This is a genomic window from Achromobacter sp. ISS7 (assembly GCF_056523125.1).
On sequence record NZ_JAWRZD010000001.1, the window covers coordinates 3439945 to 3458299 of the forward strand.

Sequence of the window (18355 nt, forward strand, 5' to 3'; positions counted from 1 at the left end):
GGACATCATGGCCAACAAGCAACAAGGCTTTTTCTCCCACCAGACGCTCGAGAAGAACATCGGCTGGATGATCATCGCCAGCATCCTGGTGGTGTCCTTCGCCGGGCTGGTGCAGATCGTGCCGCTTTTCTACCAGCACAGCACCACGGAGCCGGTCGCGGGGGTCGAACCCTACAGCCCGCTGCGCCTGATGGGCCGCGACGTCTACATCCGCGAAGGCTGTGTCGGCTGCCACTCGCAGCAGATTCGGGTGTTGGCGGCCGAAGTGCAACGTTATGGGCCATACTCGCTGGCCTCGGAATCCATGTACGACCATCCCTTCCTGTGGGGCTCCAAGCGCACCGGCCCGGACCTGGCGCGCGTAGGCGAACGCTATTCCGACGAGTGGCACCGCATCCACCTGCGCAACCCGCGCCAGGTGGTGCCGGAATCCAACATGCCGGCCTATCCGTGGCTGGAAAAGACCGTGATCACCGGCCAGAACGTCGACCAGAGGATGCGCGCGCTGCGCGCCCTGGGCGTGCCGTACTCCGACGAGGAGATCGCCGCGGCGCCCAAGGCCATCGAGGGCAAGACCGAAGAGGACGCGCTGGTGGCCTACCTGCAAGGGCTGGGCGTCGGCGTGCGCAAGGCGCAGCAGGCCAGGAAGGCCGAGGAAGCCAGGAAGGCCGCGCAGCCGCCGGCCAGCGCCGTGCAACCCGCGGCCACCGGAGACTGATCATGGCATTCCTGAGCGCGATCGTCACCGCCGTCTCGATGGCAACCTTTGTCGGCATCGTCTGGTGGGCCTGCTCGCGCGGCCGCCAGCGCGCCAACAGCGAATCGGCCATGTTGCCGTTCGCATTGCCGGATGAATTCGGGCCGACTCACCAAGACGGAGCGGATCGTTCATGAGCGATTTCATCGATGGCTTCTGGGGGTATTTCATTTCGATCATCGCGGTCGGCGGCGTGGTCTTCTGCGTGACGCTGCTGTACTCGCAACGCCGTTGGCTCGGCGCCCGGCCGGTCGATGGCCAGGTGGAAAACACCGGCCATGTCTGGGACGGCGACCTCACCGAACTGAACAACCCCGTGCCCGGCTGGTGGACCTGGATGTTCCTGCTGGCGTGCGGGGTCGCGCTGGGCTACCTGTTCCTCATGCCCGGCCTGGGCTCGTACCCAGGCCAGCTGGGTTACAGCAGCGCCGACGAAGTGGCGCAGCAGCAGGCCAGGATGGCCGCGGCGGTGCGCCCCATCTATGCGCGCTTCGAGACCATGACCGTGCCGCAGATCGCGGCGGACGCGGGCGCCCGTGAAATCGGCCAGCGCCTGTTCCTGAACACCTGCGCGCAGTGCCATGGTTCCGACGCCAAGGGCGGCCCGAGCTTTCCCAATCTGGCCGACAGCGACTGGCTGTATGGCGGCTCGCCCGAAACCATCATGCAGACCATCACCAATGGCCGCATCGGCATCATGCCGCCCTGGAAGTCCGTCATCGCCCCCGACGTGGCCGGCGACATCGCGCATTACGTGCGTTCGCTGTCGGGGCTCGGAGCGGATCCGGAACGCGCATTGCGGGGCCAGCAGGGCTACCAGACGTACTGCCTGGCCTGTCACGGCGCCGATGGCAAGGGCAACCAGGCGCTGGGCGCGCCCAACCTGACCGACGAGATCTGGCTTTACGGCAGTTCCGAAGCCTCCATCGTCCGAACCATCCTGGAGGGCCGCGAAAACCACATGCCCGCGCACGGCGACGTCCTGACCCCGGTGCAGATCAAGATCCTGACCGCCTGGGTCTGGGGCCTGTCCAACAAGCCGGATGCGCCACCGCAACCGGCCCCAGCCCCGGCCCCGGCCCCCGCCTCGGCCGACCAGGCATCGCCCCATGGATGATGGGTCAAGCGCAAGCGTCAGCAGTTCGCCTGGCGGCGACCCGCCACCCTGGCGGCCGCACGCGCGGCCGCCGCGCCCTGGCCATGAAACGCTGGAGCAGACCCTGGCCGACGTGCGCGGCAAGATCTATCCGCGCTCGGTCAGCGGCATCTTCGCGCGCTGGCGCATCGCCTTCGTCTTTCTCACCCAGCTGATCTTCTACGGCCTGCCGTGGCTGCAATGGAACGGCCGCCAGGCGGTGCTGTTCGACCTGGGCGCGCGCAAGTTCTACCTGTTCGGCCTGGTGCTGTGGCCGCAGGACGTGGTCTACCTGGCGGTGCTGCTGGTGATCTCGGCGCTGGCGCTGTTCCTGTTCACCGCGGTGGCGGGGCGGCTGTTCTGCGGCTACGCCTGTCCGCAGACCGTCTACACCGAGATCTTCATGTGGATCGAGCGCAAGGTCGAAGGCGACCGCGTCGCCCGCATCCGGCTCGACGAATCGCCCTGGACCTGGCGCAAGGCGCGCCTGAAGGTCACCAAGCACGTCCTGTGGATCGCGCTGGCCTGGTGGACCGGTTCGACCTTCATCGGCTATTTCGCGCCGATCCGCGAGCTGGGCCACGAACTGTTCACGCTGCAGCTGGGGCCGTGGCAATGGTTCTGGATGGTGTTCTACGGCTTCGCTACCTGGGGCAACGCCGGTTTCATGCGCGAGTCGGTGTGCAAGTACATGTGCCCGTACGCGCGCTTCCAGAGCGTGATGGTCGACCCCGACACCTTCGTCGTCACCTACGACAAGCGCCGCGGCGACCCGCGCGGCGGCCGTTCGCGCAAGGTCGACCACAAGGCCGCCGGGCTGGGCGACTGCGTCGATTGCAGCCTGTGCGTGCAGGTGTGCCCGACCGGCATCGACATCCGCGAAGGCCTGCAATACATGTGCATCGGCTGCGGCGCCTGTATCGACGCCTGCGAACAGGTGATGGACAAGATGCAGTACCCGTCGGGGCTGATCCGCTACACCTCCGAGCGGGCGATGCTGGACGGACTGTCGACCCAGAGCGCGCGCTCGCACCTGCTGCGGCCGCGGGTGCTGATCTATGGCTCGCTGATCCTGGCGCTGGCGGTGGCGTTCGTGGCCTCGCTGGCGATGCGCAACCCGCTGCGGGTCGACGTGATCCGCGACCGCGGCGTGCTGGGGCGCGAAGTGTCCGGCGGCATGATCGAGAACGTGTACCGGCTGCAGATCATCAACACCTCGGATTCGCCGCTGCGGCTGCGGCTGTCGGCCGACGGCGTGCCGGGGCTGGCGGTGCGCGCCGGACAGGGCGAGTCGGACGTGGTGGAAGTCGAGGCGGCGGCCAACAAGCTGGTGCCGATGGTGATCCGCGCGCCGGCCGGCGTCGAGCCGGGCGCCCACCCGATCACATTGCGGGCCCGCGCCCATGACCAAGAGAACCGGCCGGTCGAGACCGACGAAGCCGCAAGTTTCTATGTGCCCGATTGATTCGGGAAAAAGGATGCCGACGATGACTACTGCCCATGCTGCCGCGCCGATGATGGTGAAACCCTGGTACCGCGAATTCTGGCCCTGGTTCCTGATGGCCGGGCCGTTCCTGGCGGTGATCGGCTGTTCGATCACGATCTACCTGGCTTATACCCAGTTCGGCGACCAGCCGATCCAGGAAGGCGTGGTCAAGCGCGGCCTGCTGATCGAACAGGTGGATGCAGCGCCCTCCCCGCCCGCCGCGACTGGCGTTGATCGCAGCAGCGGTGGGTAACGCGGCCGGCGTACGGAATGCCCGGCACCAAAGAAAAAACCCGCAGAACTTGCGTTCTGCGGGTTTCTTACCAGCCTGGCATGCCAAGCTGGAAATCTGGCGGAGATGGTGGGATTGCAACCATAGACGCAATCAATTGAAAAATAAAGAGATTTCAACAAACACCAAAAAATACCCTTAAAAGTACCTACATAGTTATCAACATAAGAAGCTATTGAGCCTCCTTGCCCGGCGCATCGGCGATCTGACTTTCTGAAGAAGGGCCATCCCACAAAAAATCCAGACCAAGCATTCGTGCTTTATCGGCGTCCGTACCGATCTTCAGATCCCAACGCTTCTCTAGGAAGGCGAGCATCTTTAAGCCGCGCTTCAGGATGCTGTCGGGCGTCCAATCGCTTTCTTTGGCCACTTCATTCTCTGCATAGCAGCCGTAGACGAAACCAACTGTATTGTCCTTCGGCGAACTCTTCTTATCACTGAATGAGCGATTCGACAGCGACGCGTTTTTGGCATGGGAAAGGGGTAATAGATTGCCGAGCGATTCACGCAACGCATCCCTCCTTTTCTGCGGCAAAGAACTAAAAGCTTCTCCCCAATTAGGTGCGCGCGCCCGTCGCGGGTAGATATGCTCCACAGTCAAAAAATCCTTAGGAGGCTCCGTGAACTCAGGCCAGAACAACTTGCTACGCTCTGTCCGTGCCTTATTTTGAAGACTCAAATTGTATTCATAAAGGAAATACCGAAGCCCTTCCCAGTTGTAAAAGCCTTGCACGGCATACTCGTTTATCAGGCCTTCAATGAAATGTGGATCGTTGGCGACTTCTGTCGCCATATCTCGCACCTCCCGAGTGACCTTTTCGACGGTACTCTTTCCGGCTCCTATGGCAATGGCCAACCGCAAAAATTGATCTACGAACTTTCCACCTAAAGGACTGTAGCCATAGCCCAACTCAGTCAGAAAGATGCAGCGTTCCACGGATTTTAGAAGTTCGATCTGCTTCGTAGTGCTCCTCTCGGTCTGGAGGCATACCAATAGCAGGGTGTCTACCCCCCCAATCCGAATCCGACTAAATTTGTCCAACCAAACGTTTACCTCTGGCGAAAAATCCGAATACCGTGGATTCCACATCTTATACCAGGTCTGCACCGAGTCCTGAAGCGAGCTTACATAACGGTTGATCTTTTCAACAGTTACGCGCCTTTCACCAGGGATTTCATCTCCGATGTTTCTGGCGATAAACCTCTTTTCGAGCAGATCCGCAGCATAATTAACTCGCGACAAACGGCGATACGAGGTATACATACTCTCTGAAGTAGCTGACTCGGCGTCTTCCCTCAAAACATCGGTACCAAAATATGTCAAATAGTGCGTAAGCAGAAAGTGATCGTCGTCTAGCGGTTTGTCCTTATTGCGCCCCAAGTTGTGATAAATCGATTTCCAACAGTCGTTGATGGTCGAGCGGAGCTTCGATTTTTCGTAGTCATCAACGTCGAACTTGAGCGACAGATAAATCAGCCGGTTTTTCAAAAGCTCCAGGTACGAAAGGGGCTTTCCTCTATTGTTCATAGTCTCGAAAGCGACGCAGACTTCGACATCCTGTGTGATCGTGAACGTGTTGAACAAAAGCTGTTGTGTGATCTTTCGATACAAAACCTCAACTTCTTCAACCGACAGCTCGCCCACACGTGACTCAAAAAAAGTCTTAGCACGCTCTAGATTTTGCGTGTAGATCGTTTCCTGCGATTGAGAACTCGACGAGCGCTCACCGAAGACCTTGGTCTTTAAAAACTCGTAGCTAGGATTGTCTTTCTCGTACCCAAAGATATAGGAGCGTGATATGCCGCCTCCATCTTTGGAATCAAAGATATATCGCTTCTGCACATCCGCACGGGAAGTGAAATTTATCTTCTCTCCATCCCCCAGTGTTTCCAGGATCACCTGAATTAAGATGATCGCGGTGGTCAGGCGCTGTTGTCCATCGACCACAAAATAGGGCTTGAAATTCTTCGCTTCGATGATCCAAAGATCGTCTTCCCAAGTTTTGTAGATATCCGGTGACACGTCTTCAAGAGTAAGCACACCGGTGTAGTGATTCGTCCGGGGTTCCAACTGTTGAACGTCGCTCCAAAAATCTTTGAGTTGTTTCTCTGTCCATGCATATCCTCGCTGGTAATCGGGAATGCGAAATATCCGATCAGTGAATATCTTGGACAAAGTAACGAGTTGATCGTCCATTTAGCTGAAGCCTCGTAGCAGTTCGTTGGGATGGCAGGTACATAAATTTACACAATCTCCATCGACCGTGGAGAATTAGCTCAACGAGTACATCGCGTCAGTGCTGCGTCGCTATGCGTCACCCGGCAACGCTCCGAATCGGGCCTCAGAGGCGCTCAAAGACTGGTGGCAGCGGGTGACGCAGGGGCGAGTCTTTTTTGCCGATATAGCGCGCAGAGGTGTTGACACACAATTTTGCTGTATATTTATACAGCATCTTAAGGTGCCATCATGACCATGCTCGACCGTCCCCCACCCACGCCTATGCCTGCGGCTCGCATACGCAAGCTATACAGCCGCAATCCATCGGCCGAAAGGCTCTGCCCTGGCCTGGGAAATCTGGCGCCTGCAGCGCGTTCTGATTGCGCTGGAAGCCGGCATGCGAAAAGCCGCCACCCTACGTCACCGACAAGACGTCATCGACCACATCACGGGGCTGTTGGAGTACGTGCAGGGCGAACCCTGTTTGACCGCCCCCCCTCGCGGTCAAGCAGGGGCGCAAGCGTGGCGAACAGCGTTGATGCGCGGTCGCCCACCGACGGCCGGAGCACCGGCGAAAAAAGCCCCGCGAGTGCGGGGCTGATCGTGACCACTGGCTGCGCTGCTACTCGTTCACGCCCTGGATGACGTAGGGTTTGAACCGGACCACTACATGGCCCAGCCAAGCGTTGATTTCCAAGAACTTGACCTGCAGCGACTCCAGCTCGTTGCGCGCGAAGACCTGCGCCGCTGATACCGGCGTGCCAAAGCCGCCGGAATTCGACGGCACTAGGCCCATGAGCTGCGGCGGCACGCGGTGCGCGGCGAGCACGTCGTCGCGCGACACGTTTTTGATGTTGAAAAAGTCATCCCGCGCGACGACCTCGCTCACGGGGATGATCTGCATCCCGTCCTTCTTCCCGCCAGGTGCGTACACGAACAGATTGCGGAAGTTGCCCGGCCCCTTCGATTCCTTCATTGCCTTGCGGATGTCATCGACATAGCTGGTGTCCGTCACCGTGTCCGTCAGGTACATGACGAACCCTGCATGACTGCCGCTCAGGTAGTACTTGCGCCGGAAGAGCGTGGCGGACTCGTTCAACCATGCCGCATTCAGCGCGGCCAGATACTCGGGCAAGCCATAAATTTCCTGGCTGATGTCCAGCTGCGTGAGCTGGCATACCGTGTCCGTGCGGAACTCATGTTCCTGGCCAGAGCTGGGGACCAAGAAGAATTGACGAGACAGCACGCGCCACGCGTCTACCTAGCCAATGCGTGCTTCATGGCCAACAATTTGCCCGTCACGCTATCGCGCAGACATTGCCAAGCCTCAGGAAATCGACGGTGCTTCTCAAGCAGACAGCACCACCGAAAATCGTTAAGCCCCAACATCGAACCAACAGAAGGGAGCCCAAGAAAAAACCCGCAGAACTTGCGTTCTGCGGGTTTCTTACCAGCTTGGCATGCCAGGCTGGAAATCTGGCGGAGATGGTGGGATTCGAACCCACGATGCAGTTTTTAGCCACATACTCCCTTAGCAGGGGAGCCCCTTCAGCCTCTCGGGCACATCTCCGAAGAGAACGAGATTCTAGCACGACTTTTTACACTATTGCCCGCGCGATGCCGCGGACGTGAAAAAAACCGTGCCGGACCTGCGTCGCTCAGGCCTTGGCGGCGGGCGCCTGGTCCAGGCCGAAGGCCTTGTGCAGCGCGCGCACGCCCAGTTCCATGTACTTGTCGTCGATGATGACCGAGGTCTTGATTTCGCTGGTGCTGATCATCTGGATGTTGATGCCTTCCTGCGAAAGCGTCTGGAACATCAGGCTGGCCACGCCGACGTGCGAGCGCATGCCGATGCCGACGATCGAGACCTTGGCGACCTTCTCGTCGGTCGACAGTTCACGCGCACCCACGGCAGGGATGACTTCGCGCTTGAGCAGGTCGACGGCACGCGCGAACTCGTTGCGATTCACGGTGAACGAGAAATCGGTCGTGCCAGCCACGGACTGGTTCTGCACGATCATGTCGACGTCGATGTTGGCGGCGGCGACCGGGCCCAGGATCGAGAAGGCGATGCCGGGTTTGTCGGGCACGCCCAACAGGGTGATTTTGGCTTCGTCGCGGCTGAAGGCGATGCCGGAGACAACGGCGGCTTCCATTTTTTCGTCTTCCTCAAAAGTAATCAGCGTGCCCGAACGCATTTCTTCGTCGAGCGGGATGAGCGGGTCGGTCAGCGAGGACAGCACTCGCGTCGGCACACGGTATTTGCCAGCGAATTCGACCGAGCGGATCTGCAGGACCTTGGAGCCCAGCGAGGCCATTTCCAGCATTTCCTCGAAGGAAACGACGGCCATGCGGCGCGCTTCGGGCACCACCCGCGGATCGGTCGTGTAGACGCCATCCACATCGGTGTAGATCAGGCATTCATCGGCCTTGAGCGCCGCCGCCACGGCCACGGCCGAGGTGTCGGAGCCGCCACGGCCCAGGGTGGTGATGTGGCCGTCAGGGTCCACGCCCTGGAAGCCGGTGACGATGACCACGCGGCCGGCGTCGAGGTCGCCGCGGATGCGGGCGTCGTCGATCGACGTGATGCGGGCCTTGGTGAACGACGAATCGGTGCGCACCGGCACTTGCCAGCCCGCGTAGCTGCGGGCGGCGACGCCTTCGGCTTGCAGCGCGATGGCCAACAGGCCGCTGCTGGCCTGCTCGCCGGTGGCGGCGATCATGTCGAGCTCGCGCGCGTCGGGTTGGGGCGTAATCTCGCGCGCCAGGCCCAGCAGGCGATTGGTTTCGCCTGCCATGGCCGACGGCACCACGACAACCTGGTGGCCGGCAGCGTGCCACTTTGCGACGCGTCGCGCCACGTTCCGGATGCGCTCGACCGAGCCCATCGAAGTACCGCCATATTTATGAACGATCAGGGACATCTCGTACTCTGGCTGGGGACCCGCCGCAAGAGTGTTGACGGGCAAAACCTCGTATTCTATCCCGACGGTGAAAATTTGCGCAGGCCATGGAATTTTCTTTCCAGGGAACGGTCGTTTTTTCGGGAAAAATGTCGTTTCGCCCGGGATTTTCCCTCACCGGCTGCCGTTTCTCGCGCGGCAGGTGGCAGCCGGCGCCGCGGGATCGGGGAGATCGCGCGACGACCGCCGTCAGGGACCAAGCCCGCCTCGGCGCCGAGGTCAGGGCGCCGGCCGCGGCTCGATCCAGACCCGCCCGCGATGGCAGCGGATCACGTGGCCGGCCTGCTCCACCCGCAGTTGGCGGTCATGCCCCAGGCTGTGCAGGCCGCGCAACTGCCGCAGCAGGTCGTTCATGCGCGCCTCGGTCGGCATGCGGGCGCCATTGCGTTCCAGCCAGTGGCGCAGCACGTGGACCTGGCGCGCCGGCGACAGCTGGCGCCAGGCCGCCAGCGAAAAGCTGACGCCGTCGGCGTCGGGCTCGAGCGCGTCGAAGTCGTCGCGCGCCACCTCGTCCAGGATCTCGCCGGCCTCGGCCATGTGGCGCGCATGGCGGGCGACGATGGCGCGCCAGCCGGGCCAGCGCGCGTCGAGCACCGGCGCCAGCAGCGCGCGCAGCGCGCCGCGGGTGTAGCGCGGGTCGGCATTGGTGGGGTCCTGCACCGGTTGCCAGCCGCTGGCGTCGGCGAATTGCCGCGCGGCCCGCAGGATCGTTTCGCGGTCCTGCTCCAGCCACGGCCGCAGATAAGCCACGCCGTCGCGCGACGTGAGCGGCGCCATGGCCGCCATGCCGGCCAGCCCGGTGCCGCGCAGCAGGCGCAGCAGCACGGTCTCGGCCTGGTCGTTGCGATGGTGCGCCAGCAGGATCAGGCCGACGCCTTCGTCCGCCGCCAGCCGCGCCAGCGCCGCGTAGCGGGCGTCGCGGGCGGCGGCCTCGATGCCCTTGCCGCCGGCCGCGTCGACCTCGACCCGGGCCTGCCGCAGCGGCAGCCCCAGCAGGCCAGCGAGAGCTTCGACCTGGTCCTGCCAGCCATCGGCGGCGGCCTGCAGGCCGTGGTGCACATGCAGCAGCACCAGGCCGGCGTCGAGCTCGCGCGCCACGGCGGCCGCGTGCAGCGCCAGCATGGCCGAGTCGGCGCCGCCGCTGACGGCCACGGCGAAACGCCCGGGCGGCTGCGGCAGGGCTTGCAGGGCGCGGCGCAGAGCCGCGATCAGGTCAGGCGAGACGGGATGGGGGAAAGCCCCCCCCGCGGCGGGTGAAGCGGGCGCGGGGGACGGGGAGGTCATGGCGGTGGGCGCGGGCCGGTGGCGGCCGCGGCGCCGGCGCAGGCCGGCGCGCGCGCATCGCTCAGGCGCGCACTTCCTGGAAGGCGCCGTAGGACAGCACGCGTTGCACGCGCTGTTCCACGAGCTGCTCGGGCGTCAGGCCCTGCAGCTGGCGCAGGGCGTCGCCCAGCGCGCGGCGCAGCAGGCGCGCCATGACGCGCGGGTCGCGGTGCGCGCCGCCCACGGGTTCGTTGATGACGCGGTCGACCAGGCCCAGGTCCTTCAGGCGCGGGGCGATGATAGCCAGCGCCTCGGCGGCCTCGGGCGCCTTGTCGGCGCTGCGCCACAGGATCGAGGCGCAGCCTTCGGGCGAGATCACCGCGTAGGTGGCGTATTGCAGCATCAGCACGGCGTTGCCCACGGCGATCGCCAGTGCGCCGCCCGAGCCGCCCTCACCGATGATGGTGACGATCACGGGCACCTTCAGTTCGGCCATGGCGTACAGGTTGTGGCCGATGGCTTCGGACTGGCCGCGTTCCTCGGCGCCGATGCCGGGATAGGCGCCCGGGGTGTCGACGAAGGTGAACACGGGAATGCCGAACTTCTCGGCCAGGCGCATCAGGCGCAGGGCCTTGCGGTAGCCTTCCGGACGCGGCATGCCGAAGTTGCGCGCGGCGCGTTCCTTGGTGTCGCGGCCCTTCTGGTGGCCGATCACCATGCAGGGCGAGCCGTTGAAGCGCGCCAGGCCGCCCACGATGGACTGGTCGTCGGCGTACATGCGGTCGCCGTGCAGTTCGTGGAAGTCGGTGAAGATTTCGCGCACGTAGTCCAGCGTGTAGGGACGCTGGGGGTGGCGGGCGACCAGCGCCGTCTGCCAAGGCGTGAGCTTGGCGTAGATTTCCTTGGCCAGCGACTGGCTCTTCTGCTGCAGACGTCCGATCTCGTCGGAGATGTCTACCGCCGAATCGGCCTGCACATAGCGCAGCTGCTCGATCTTGTTCTCAAGCTCGGCGAGCGGCTGTTCAAATTCCAGAAATGTATTGCGCATGTAGTGTGGTTCCGTAGATGGGCGACCTGGATTGCGTCAGTATTGGACCGGCGTCGGTTCCAGACTGCGCCACAGATACCAGGTTGCCACGGTACGCCAGGGTTGCCACGCCAACGAGACTTCGCGAGCCTCGAAGCGCGAGACAGGCTCGCCGCTGAAATAGTGTAGCGAGATTGCCTTGAGCAACCCAGGATCATCCAGCGGCAGAACATCGGGCCGCTGCAGATTGAAAATCAAAAACATCTCCGCCGTCCAGCGTCCGATGCCGCGGATGGCGGTCAATTCCGAAATGACAGCCTCGTCGTCCATGGCCGCCCACTTCTCGGGATGCACCCGGCGTTCGCCGAAATGCACCGCCAGATCCAGCACGTATTCGGCCTTGCGCTGCGACAGGCCGGCCGCGCGCAGGCCTTCCAGGCCGACGCGCAGCACCGCCACCGGCGTGGGACGCTTGCCGGCGGCTTCCAGGAACTTGTCCCAGACGGCATCGGCCGCCTTGGCCGAGACCTGCTGGCCGATGATGGCGCGGGCCAGCGTCACGAACGGCGTGCCGCGCGACGTCAGCCAGACCTCGGGGTGCTGGGGAATGATCTTTTTCAGGATGCGGTCGCGCCGCATCAGGTGGGCAACGGCGGCTTCCCAATAATCCGGCTTGGGAATGTCGGTATCTGCGATGGACATGTCGGGCGTATCCAGGGGGTCAGGCCCGACGCCACTGCGTCAGGCCGCCCGGCTTGTCATCGAGCTCGATGCCGGCGTCGCGCAGCTCGGCGCGGATGCGGTCGGCCGCCGCGAAGTCGCGCGCCGCCTTGGCCGCCGCGCGGGCGTCGATCAGGGCCTGGATGGCGTCGGCGTCGAGTTCGGCGCGCGCGCCCTGCTCCATGCCGGCCGCCGAATAGCGGGTGGCCGACTGGAAGTACGCGGCCGGATCCTGCTGCAGCAGGCCCAGCAGGCCGCCCAGGGCCTTGAGCTGGCCGGCGCTGCGCGCGCGCTTGCCGCGGTTGGCCTCGGAGGCCAGTTCGAACAGGGCCGCCACGGCGCCCGAGCTGTTGAAATCGTCGTCCATGGCGGCCTTGAAGGCCTGCGCCTGGGGTTCGTTCCAGTCGATGCCCTGGTCGTCGGCCGCCACGTTCTGCAGCGCCTGGTACAGGCGGTCGAGCGCGTTCTGGGCGTCGACCAGGTTGTCCGGCGTGTAGTTCTGCGGGCTGCGGTAGTGGTTGCGCACGATGAAGAAGCGCACCATCTCGGCTTCGCGCGGGTTGACGCGGTAGTCGGCCACGTCGGCCGCCGGCTCGCCCTGGGCGATGGTCTGGCGGATGGTGCGGAAGTTGCCGAGCGACTTGGACATCTTGTCCGAATCGACCATCAGCGGGCCGCAATGCATCCAGATGTTGGCCAGCACGCCGCCGAAGGCGCCCTCGGTCTGGGCGATCTCGTTCTCGTGGTGGGGGAATTTCAGGTCGGGACCGCCGCCGTGGATGTCCAGCGGCAGGCCGAGCAGCGACTTGCTCATGGCCGAGCACTCGATGTGCCAGCCCGGACGGCCCAGGCCGTAGGGCGACTCCCACTTGGTGTCGGCCGGTTCTTCTTCCTTGGCCGACTTCCACAGCACGAAGTCGAGCGGGTCGCGCTTGGCCGAGCCCACCGCCACGCGTTCGCCGGCGCGCAGGTCGTCCAGCGTCTTGCCGGACAGCTTGCCGTAGCCCTCGAAGCCGCGCACGGCGTAGTTCACGTCGCCGTCGTCGGCCTGGTAGGCCAGGCCCTTCTGTTCGAGCTTGCCGATGATGTCCAGCATCTCGCCCACGTACTGGGTGGCGCGCGGCTCGCGGTCGGGCGTTTCCACGCCCAGCGCGCGCTCGTCGGCATGCATGGCGGCGATGTAGAACTCGGTGACCTCGCCGATGCGGCGGCCGGTCTCGACCGCGCGGCGGATGATCTTGTCGTCGATGTCGGTGATGTTGCGCACGTAGTCGACCGCCAGGCCGCTGGCGCGCAGCCAGCGCTGCACCACGTCGAACGACACCAGCATGCGGGCGTGGCCCAGGTGGCAGAAGTCGTACACGGTCATGCCACACACGTACATGCGCACCTGACCGGCCTGGGCCGGCTTGAACGGTTCTTTGGTACGCGATAACGTGTTGTAGATTTGCAGCATGGCGCTTGTGATGGTCCAGTTCTTTCCGTGGCGGCCGCGGAAAAAGTTGCGCCCGAAGGACGATACCTTCAGGACTTGCCGTTCGGCCGGGTGGCGTGGGGTACGCCCGGGATTCACTTCAGCCCGAGGGTTCGCCCATCGGTCTTCCCGTTGTGTCCGTCCGTTGGTCCGCCCGATCTGTCCGCCCGATCTTTTACCCATTGGTTTTACTCATTGTCGAGCCAAAAACTCAACCAAGGCTAAAATGGCGGTCGTCAAGTATAGCAAGCGGCCCGGCCGCGCGCGTCAGCGCCGGCCGGCCACGACTTTTAACGGATGCCCACGTGACTATCAAGCCGCGTTTTTGCGTCACCCTGCTCGCCCTGGCCCTGGCCGGAGCGCCGCTCGCCGGCGCCTACGCCCAATCCATGGCCGGCGGTTCGGGCGAGAACCCGAACGCCAACCGGACCACCCTCGACCCCATCCCGCCCGAAGGCGGCTGGGACGGCCTGTCGAACGTGCTCAAGGCGGTACAGCCCGGTGTGGACACCCGGCTGCAGCCGTCCGCCTCGCAGATCACCACCCACATCGAGCGCCTGCTGAACCGCGGCGACAACGCCGAGGCGCTGGCGATGATCGAAAAGCGCCAAGCCGAGATCAAGGACCAGCGCGGCACCGACGTGCAGCTGATGTTCCAGCACGCCCGCGCCCTGGCCGCGCTCGACCGCAAGGCCGAGGCCATCGACATCTACACCGAGATGACGACCCGCTTCCCCGAGCTGCCGGAACCTTGGAACAACCTGGCGGCTCTATATGCAAGCCGGGGCGAACTTGAAAAAGCGCAGGACGCCCTGCAAATGGCCTTGCGCGCCGACCCGGGCTACGCCGCCGCGCGCGCCAACCTGGGCGACCTGCAACTGCTGCAGGCCCTGCGCACCTACAAGCAGGCCGCCGGCGAAGGCGTGCCGGGCATGCAGGACAAGGCCCGCGAAGTCGAAACCATGCTGAAGGATAAGCAACGCAAATGATGTCCCGCTACTCCCCTCTCCACCTGCTGCGCCTGACGGCGTGCTCGTTCGCGCTGGCGTTTGCCCCGGCGCTCGTCAGCGCCGCGCCCGCGGCCGCCCCCTCCAACTCCACCTCTGAAGGCACCAAAGCCATGAGCACCAATCCCCGCGTCAAGCTTCACACCAACCAAGGCGACATGGTCATCACCCTGGACGCCGCCAAGGCGCCCAAGACCGTCGAGAACTTCCTGACCTACGTCAAGGAAGGCTTCTACAACGGCACGGTGTTCCATCGCGTGATCGACGGCTTCATGATCCAGGGCGGCGGCTTCGAGCCCGGCATGAAGCAGAAGCAGACCCATGCCCCGATCGAGAACGAGGCCAACAACGGCCTGAAGAACGACAAGTACACCCTGGCGATGGCCCGCACCAGCGACCCGCACTCGGCCACCGCGCAGTTCTTCATCAACGTCTCGAACAACGACTTCCTGAACTTCACCGCGCCCACGCCGAACGGCTGGGGCTACGCCGTGTTCGGCAGCGTCACCGAAGGCACCGACGTCGTCGACAAGATCAAGGGCGTGAAGACCGGCAACAAGGGCTTCCACCAGAACGTGCCGAACGAAGACGTGATCATCGAGAAGGCCGAAGTTCTTGAATAAGATCGTCCTGTCCGGTCCGATCTGGCTGGCCTCCGACCTGCACCTGGGGCCGGCCACGCCGGCCACCTCGGAGGCCTTCCAGGCCTTCCTGCAGGCGGCCGAGGAAGAAGCCGCCGCCCTGCTGCTGCCGGGCGACATCTTCGACGCCTGGATCGGCGACGACGTGATTCGCGCCGCGCCGCCGTGGCTCGCCACGGCGCTGACGGCGCTGCGCGCCACGGCCAGCCGCATTCCGGTGTGGCTGGGCCGCGGCAACCGCGACTTCCTGATCGGCGAGGAGCTGGCCGCCGCGGTCGGCGCCAAGCTGCTGCCGGAGCCGGCGCTGCTGCAGACCGACCATGGCGACATCCTGCTGACCCACGGCGACGAGTTCTGTACCGACGACGCGGCCTACCAGCAGTTCCGCCAGATGGTGCGCAACCCGCAATGGCAGGCCGAATTCCTGGCCAAGACCATTCCCGAGCGCCTGGCCATGGCGCAGCAGGCCCGCGGCGAAAGCCAGATGGCCAACCAGGCCAAGTCCATGGAGATCATGGACGTCAACGCCGGCGCCGTCGAGCAGGCCTTCCGCGACCATGGCGTCAAGCTGATGGTGCACGGCCACACGCACCGCCCCGCCCGCCACGTGCTGGAGGTCGACGGCGCCAAGCGCGAACGCTGGGTGCTGCCGGACTGGGACTGTGACCACGTGTCGCCGCCGCGCGGCGGCTGGCTGGTCATCGACCGCGACGGGCTGGAGTTCTACGACCTGGAAACGGCCGACTAGGCGGCCCGCCCGTCCTGTCCGCCCCAAGCAAAGGGCCGCGTCATGCGCGGCCCTTTCTTTTTGCCCGCCCCGGCAACGGGGCCCGGGCCTTCAGCGGGTGAAGATCCAGGCCGCCACGACCGCGCCGAACACGATGCGGTACCAGGCGAACACGCGGTAGGTGTGGTTGGCGACGAAACGCAGCACCGCGCGCACCACCACGATGGCGCTCAGGAAGGCCGCCACGAAGCCCACGGCGATGCCGGACAGGTCGTGCTGGGTCAGCAGGTCCATGTTCTTGTACATGTCGTACACGGCCGCGCCCAGCATGGTCGGCATGGCCAGGAAGAACGAGAACTCGGTGGCCGTCTTGCGCTGGATGCCGGCGATCATGCCGCCGATGATGGTGGCGCCCGAGCGCGAGGTGCCGGGGATCATGGCCAGGCACTGCGCCACGCCCACGCCCAGCGCCTGCTTCCAGGTGATCTGTTCCAGCGTGCGGGCGGTGGCGCGCTCGTCCGAGGCGGTGTCGTCGGCCGCGCCAGGCGCGTCGCCGGGGGTGTGACGGGTGCGGCGCTCCACGTACAGCATGATCAGGCCGCCCAGCACCAGCGTCACCACCACCACGCCGGGATGGTAGAACACCTGCTTGATGGACTTGATGAAGATGGCGCCGATGACCGCCGCCGGCAGGAAGGCGATCAGCAGGTTGCGGGTGAAGGCCACCTCGCTCGCCACGCCGGTCAGGGTGCCGCGGATCAGCTGCAGCAGCCGCGCGCGGAAGATCCACATCACCGCCAGGATCGACCCCAGCTGGATCACCACCTCGAACACCTTGCCCTGGCTGGACTCGAAGTTGATCCAGTCGCCGATCAGGATCAGGTGGCCGGTGCTGGACACGGGGATGAATTCCGTCAGCCCCTCGACGATGCCGAGGATGAAGGCCTTGATGAGATAAAGCGTGGTGTCAGTCACGATGGCGGAGTTCCTTGGGGCAATCCCGGAGGCTAGTCATGGGTCAGCGACGCGTCTTCGTCGAGCGGCTCCGGCGCGCGCTTCTCGACGCGCACCAGGGCAATGCGGCGGCCGTCCATTTCCAGCACTTCGAAGCGGAAATGGTCGTGGTGGATCTCGTATTCGCAGACGTCGCCCGGCTTGGGCAGGTGGCCAAAGCGCGACAGCAGGTAGCCCGCCAGGGTGGAGAAGTCCTGCGCGTCGTCGACCAGGCCTTCGGTTTCCAGCACCTGCTCGACGTGGTGCAGGTCGGCCGCGCCGTCGATCTTCCAGATGTTGGGGCCGTCGGCGACGATGTCGGGCAGCTCGTCCTCGTCGGGGAATTCGCCGGCGATGGCCTCGAACACGTCGATCGGCGTCACCAGGCCCTCGATGGCGCCGAACTCGTCGGCCACCAGCACCAGCTGGCCGCGCGAGCGCTTGAGGGTGTCCATCAGGCGCAGGATGCCGATGGCCTCGTGCACGATGATCGGGTCGCGCAGGCGGTTGCGGCGCACCCGGCCCTCGGTGATGAGGTCGGCCACCAGGTCCTTGGCGCGGGCGATGCCCAGCACCTCGTCGAGCGAGCCGCGGCAGACCGGGAAGAAGCTGTGCGGCGCCTCGGTGATCTGGCGCCGGATGGTGTCGGGGTCGTCGTCGATGTTGATCCACGACACGTCGGTGCGCGGCGTCATGATCGAGCGGATCGAGCGTTCGGCCAGCGTCAGCACGCCGCTGACCATGTTGCGCTCTTCCACGCCGAAGGCCGGGATGGCGGGGCCGTCGGCGCTGGGCAGGTCGGGCTCGTCGGCCGGCGGGCGCTTGCCCAGCATGCGCAGCACCGCCGAGGCGGTGCGTTCGCGCATGGGACGGCGCGCGTCCAGCTTGAGCAGGTTGCGGCGCGCCACCTGGTTCAGGGCCTCGATCGCCACCGAGAAGCCGATGGCGGCGTACAGGTAGCCCTTGGGCACCTTGAAGCCGAAGGCCTCCGCCAGCAGCGAGAAGCCGATCATGAGCAGGAAGCCCAGGCACAGCACCACCACCGTCGGGTGGGCGTTGACGAAGCGCGTCAGCGGCTTGGAGGCCAGCAGCATGATGCCGATGGCGATGACCACGGCGATCATCATGATGGCCAAGTGGTCCACCATGCCGACCGCGGTGATGACCGAGTCCAGCGAGAACACCGCGTCCAGCACCACGATCTGCGTCACGATGACCCAGAAGCTGGCGTACACGCGCGGCCCGGAGGAGCCGCCGTGCTGGCCGCCTTCCAGGCGCTCGTGCAGTTCCATGGTGCCCTTGAACAGCAGGAAGAAACCGCCGGCCATGAGGATCAGGTCGCGCCCCGAGGGCGACAGCGGTCCGACCGAAAACAGGGGGGTGGTCAGGGTGACCAGCCACGACATGACCGACAACAGGCCAAGCCGCATGACGAGCGCCAGGCTCAGGCCAAGGATGCGCGCGCGGTCGCGTTGCGACGGCGGCAGCTTGTCCGCCAGGATGGCGATGAAAATCAGGTTATCGATTCCCAGGACGATCTCAAGGACGACCAGGGTAAGCAAGCCGACCCACGCAGCGGGGTCCAGCAGCCACTCCATCAGGAGCTCCAGAAGTTACACGACCGGTAATCGTACCCGGAAAATGCGTGACAC

The 18355-nt window shown here is 64.5% G+C and carries 16 protein-coding genes, 1 tRNA gene and 1 pseudogene; 8 read left to right on the top strand and 10 right to left on the bottom strand.

Going from position 1 to position 18355, the window contains the following annotated elements:
* Positions 1-7: 7 nt before the first annotated feature.
* From ccoO to AC1HFW_RS15290, 5 genes are read left to right on the top strand one after another with little or no spacing between them, the layout of a single operon-like run.
* The gene (ccoO, locus tag AC1HFW_RS15270) at positions 8-718 is read left to right on the top strand and encodes a cytochrome-c oxidase, cbb3-type subunit II (RefSeq protein WP_479284187.1); all 711 of its coding nucleotides are present in this window, start codon (positions 8-10) and stop codon (positions 716-718) included.
* The gene (locus AC1HFW_RS15275; protein ID WP_116520052.1) at positions 718-894 is read left to right on the top strand and encodes a cbb3-type cytochrome oxidase subunit 3; all 177 of its coding nucleotides are present in this window, start codon (positions 718-720) and stop codon (positions 892-894) included. Before ccoO ends, AC1HFW_RS15275 begins: the two co-directional genes overlap by 1 nt.
* The gene (gene ccoP, locus AC1HFW_RS15280) at positions 891-1874 is read left to right on the top strand and encodes a cytochrome-c oxidase, cbb3-type subunit III (protein ID WP_479284189.1); all 984 of its coding nucleotides are present in this window, start codon (positions 891-893) and stop codon (positions 1872-1874) included. The genes AC1HFW_RS15275 and ccoP overlap by 4 nt, the downstream gene beginning before the upstream one ends.
* On the top strand, positions 1867-3357 hold the full coding sequence (ccoG, locus tag AC1HFW_RS15285; protein WP_479284193.1) for a cytochrome c oxidase accessory protein CcoG: 1491 nt from the start codon (positions 1867-1869) through the stop codon (positions 3355-3357). Before ccoP ends, ccoG begins: the two co-directional genes overlap by 8 nt.
* 22 nt (positions 3358-3379) lie before the next feature.
* Positions 3380-3631, top strand: coding sequence for a FixH family protein (locus tag AC1HFW_RS15290; RefSeq protein WP_479284196.1), 252 nt, complete (start codon positions 3380-3382; stop codon positions 3629-3631).
* A 211-nt stretch (positions 3632-3842) separates the two neighbouring features.
* Here AC1HFW_RS15290 and AC1HFW_RS15295 read toward each other — a convergent pair whose 3' ends face one another.
* The 8 genes and pseudogenes from AC1HFW_RS15295 to cysS all read right to left on the bottom strand — a co-directional run bounded on the left by AC1HFW_RS15295 (position 3843) and on the right by cysS (position 13317).
* On the bottom strand, positions 3843-5867 hold the full coding sequence (locus AC1HFW_RS15295; protein WP_479284198.1) for a DUF262 domain-containing protein: 2025 nt from the start codon (positions 5865-5867) through the stop codon (positions 3843-3845).
* A 643-nt stretch (positions 5868-6510) separates the two neighbouring features.
* Positions 6511-7092 (bottom strand): annotated as a pseudogene (locus AC1HFW_RS15300) (phage portal protein); the annotation flags it as partial.
* 273 nt (positions 7093-7365) lie between these two features.
* Positions 7366-7458: transfer RNA gene (locus AC1HFW_RS15305), tRNA-Ser, on the bottom strand.
* Positions 7459-7546: 88 nt separating this feature from the next.
* A complete protein-coding gene (locus AC1HFW_RS15310; RefSeq protein WP_006390358.1) occupies positions 7547-8812 on the bottom strand; it encodes an aspartate kinase in 1266 nt (421 codons plus the stop codon).
* 258 nt (positions 8813-9070) lie between these two features.
* On the bottom strand, positions 9071-10051 hold the full coding sequence (gene tilS / locus AC1HFW_RS15315; protein WP_479286508.1) for a tRNA lysidine(34) synthetase TilS: 981 nt from the start codon (positions 10049-10051) through the stop codon (positions 9071-9073).
* A gap of 145 nt (positions 10052-10196) precedes the next feature.
* A complete protein-coding gene (locus tag AC1HFW_RS15320) occupies positions 10197-11162 on the bottom strand; it encodes an acetyl-CoA carboxylase carboxyltransferase subunit alpha (protein ID WP_006390360.1) in 966 nt (321 codons plus the stop codon).
* 36 nt (positions 11163-11198) lie between these two features.
* On the bottom strand, positions 11199-11843 hold the full coding sequence (locus AC1HFW_RS15325) for a DNA-3-methyladenine glycosylase family protein (RefSeq protein WP_006390361.1): 645 nt from the start codon (positions 11841-11843) through the stop codon (positions 11199-11201).
* A 19-nt stretch (positions 11844-11862) separates the two neighbouring features.
* Positions 11863-13317 (bottom strand): cysteine--tRNA ligase, encoded by a 1455-nt coding sequence (gene cysS / locus AC1HFW_RS15330; RefSeq protein WP_061073855.1) that lies wholly within the window; start codon positions 13315-13317, stop codon positions 11863-11865.
* Positions 13318-13640: 323 nt separating this feature from the next.
* Between cysS and AC1HFW_RS15335 the strand changes: the two genes are divergently transcribed.
* The 3 genes from AC1HFW_RS15335 (at position 13641) to AC1HFW_RS15345 (ending at position 15731) form a co-directional block, all read left to right on the top strand.
* Positions 13641-14324, top strand: a complete 684-nt coding sequence (locus AC1HFW_RS15335; RefSeq protein WP_006390363.1) for a tetratricopeptide repeat protein — start codon at positions 13641-13643, stop codon at positions 14322-14324.
* A 131-nt stretch (positions 14325-14455) separates the two neighbouring features.
* The gene (locus AC1HFW_RS15340; protein WP_026382011.1) at positions 14456-14965 is read left to right on the top strand and encodes a peptidylprolyl isomerase; all 510 of its coding nucleotides are present in this window, start codon (positions 14456-14458) and stop codon (positions 14963-14965) included.
* The gene (locus AC1HFW_RS15345) at positions 14958-15731 is read left to right on the top strand and encodes a UDP-2,3-diacylglucosamine diphosphatase (RefSeq protein ID WP_479284204.1); all 774 of its coding nucleotides are present in this window, start codon (positions 14958-14960) and stop codon (positions 15729-15731) included. The genes AC1HFW_RS15340 and AC1HFW_RS15345 overlap by 8 nt, the downstream gene beginning before the upstream one ends.
* A gap of 90 nt (positions 15732-15821) precedes the next feature.
* Here the strand turns inward: AC1HFW_RS15345 and AC1HFW_RS15350 are convergent, their stop codons facing one another.
* Positions 15822-16685: an undecaprenyl-diphosphate phosphatase gene (locus AC1HFW_RS15350; protein WP_006390366.1), complete on the bottom strand. Its 864-nt coding sequence runs from the start codon at positions 16683-16685 to the stop codon at positions 15822-15824.
* 32 nt (positions 16686-16717) lie between these two features.
* Complete coding sequence (locus AC1HFW_RS15355; protein ID WP_006390367.1) at positions 16718-18301, bottom strand: TerC family protein; 1584 nt, start codon at positions 18299-18301, stop codon at positions 16718-16720.
* Positions 18302-18355 lie beyond the last annotated feature (54 nt).

Excerpts from the sequence above, each read along its gene's own strand:
- ccoP (WP_479284189.1), top strand. The coding sequence starts at position 891 with ATGAGCGATTTCATCGATGGCTTCTGGGGGTATTTCATTTCGATCATC.
- AC1HFW_RS15290 (WP_479284196.1), top strand. The coding sequence starts at position 3,380 with ATGACTACTGCCCATGCTGCCGCGCCGATGATGGTGAAACCCTGGTAC.
- ccoO (WP_479284187.1), top strand. The coding sequence starts at position 8 with ATGGCCAACAAGCAACAAGGCTTTTTCTCCCACCAGACGCTCGAGAAG.
- AC1HFW_RS15340 (WP_026382011.1), top strand. The coding sequence starts at position 14,456 with ATGAGCACCAATCCCCGCGTCAAGCTTCACACCAACCAAGGCGACATG.
- ccoG (WP_479284193.1), top strand. The coding sequence starts at position 1,867 with ATGGATGATGGGTCAAGCGCAAGCGTCAGCAGTTCGCCTGGCGGCGAC.
- AC1HFW_RS15325 (WP_006390361.1), bottom strand. The coding sequence starts at position 11,843 with ATGTCCATCGCAGATACCGACATTCCCAAGCCGGATTATTGGGAAGCC.
- AC1HFW_RS15320 (WP_006390360.1), bottom strand. The coding sequence starts at position 11,162 with ATGCGCAATACATTTCTGGAATTTGAACAGCCGCTCGCCGAGCTTGAG.
- cysS (WP_061073855.1), bottom strand. The coding sequence starts at position 13,317 with ATGCTGCAAATCTACAACACGTTATCGCGTACCAAAGAACCGTTCAAG.
- AC1HFW_RS15355 (WP_006390367.1), bottom strand. The coding sequence starts at position 18,301 with ATGGAGTGGCTGCTGGACCCCGCTGCGTGGGTCGGCTTGCTTACCCTG.
- AC1HFW_RS15295 (WP_479284198.1), bottom strand. The coding sequence starts at position 5,867 with ATGGACGATCAACTCGTTACTTTGTCCAAGATATTCACTGATCGGATA.
- AC1HFW_RS15310 (WP_006390358.1), bottom strand. The coding sequence starts at position 8,812 with ATGTCCCTGATCGTTCATAAATATGGCGGTACTTCGATGGGCTCGGTC.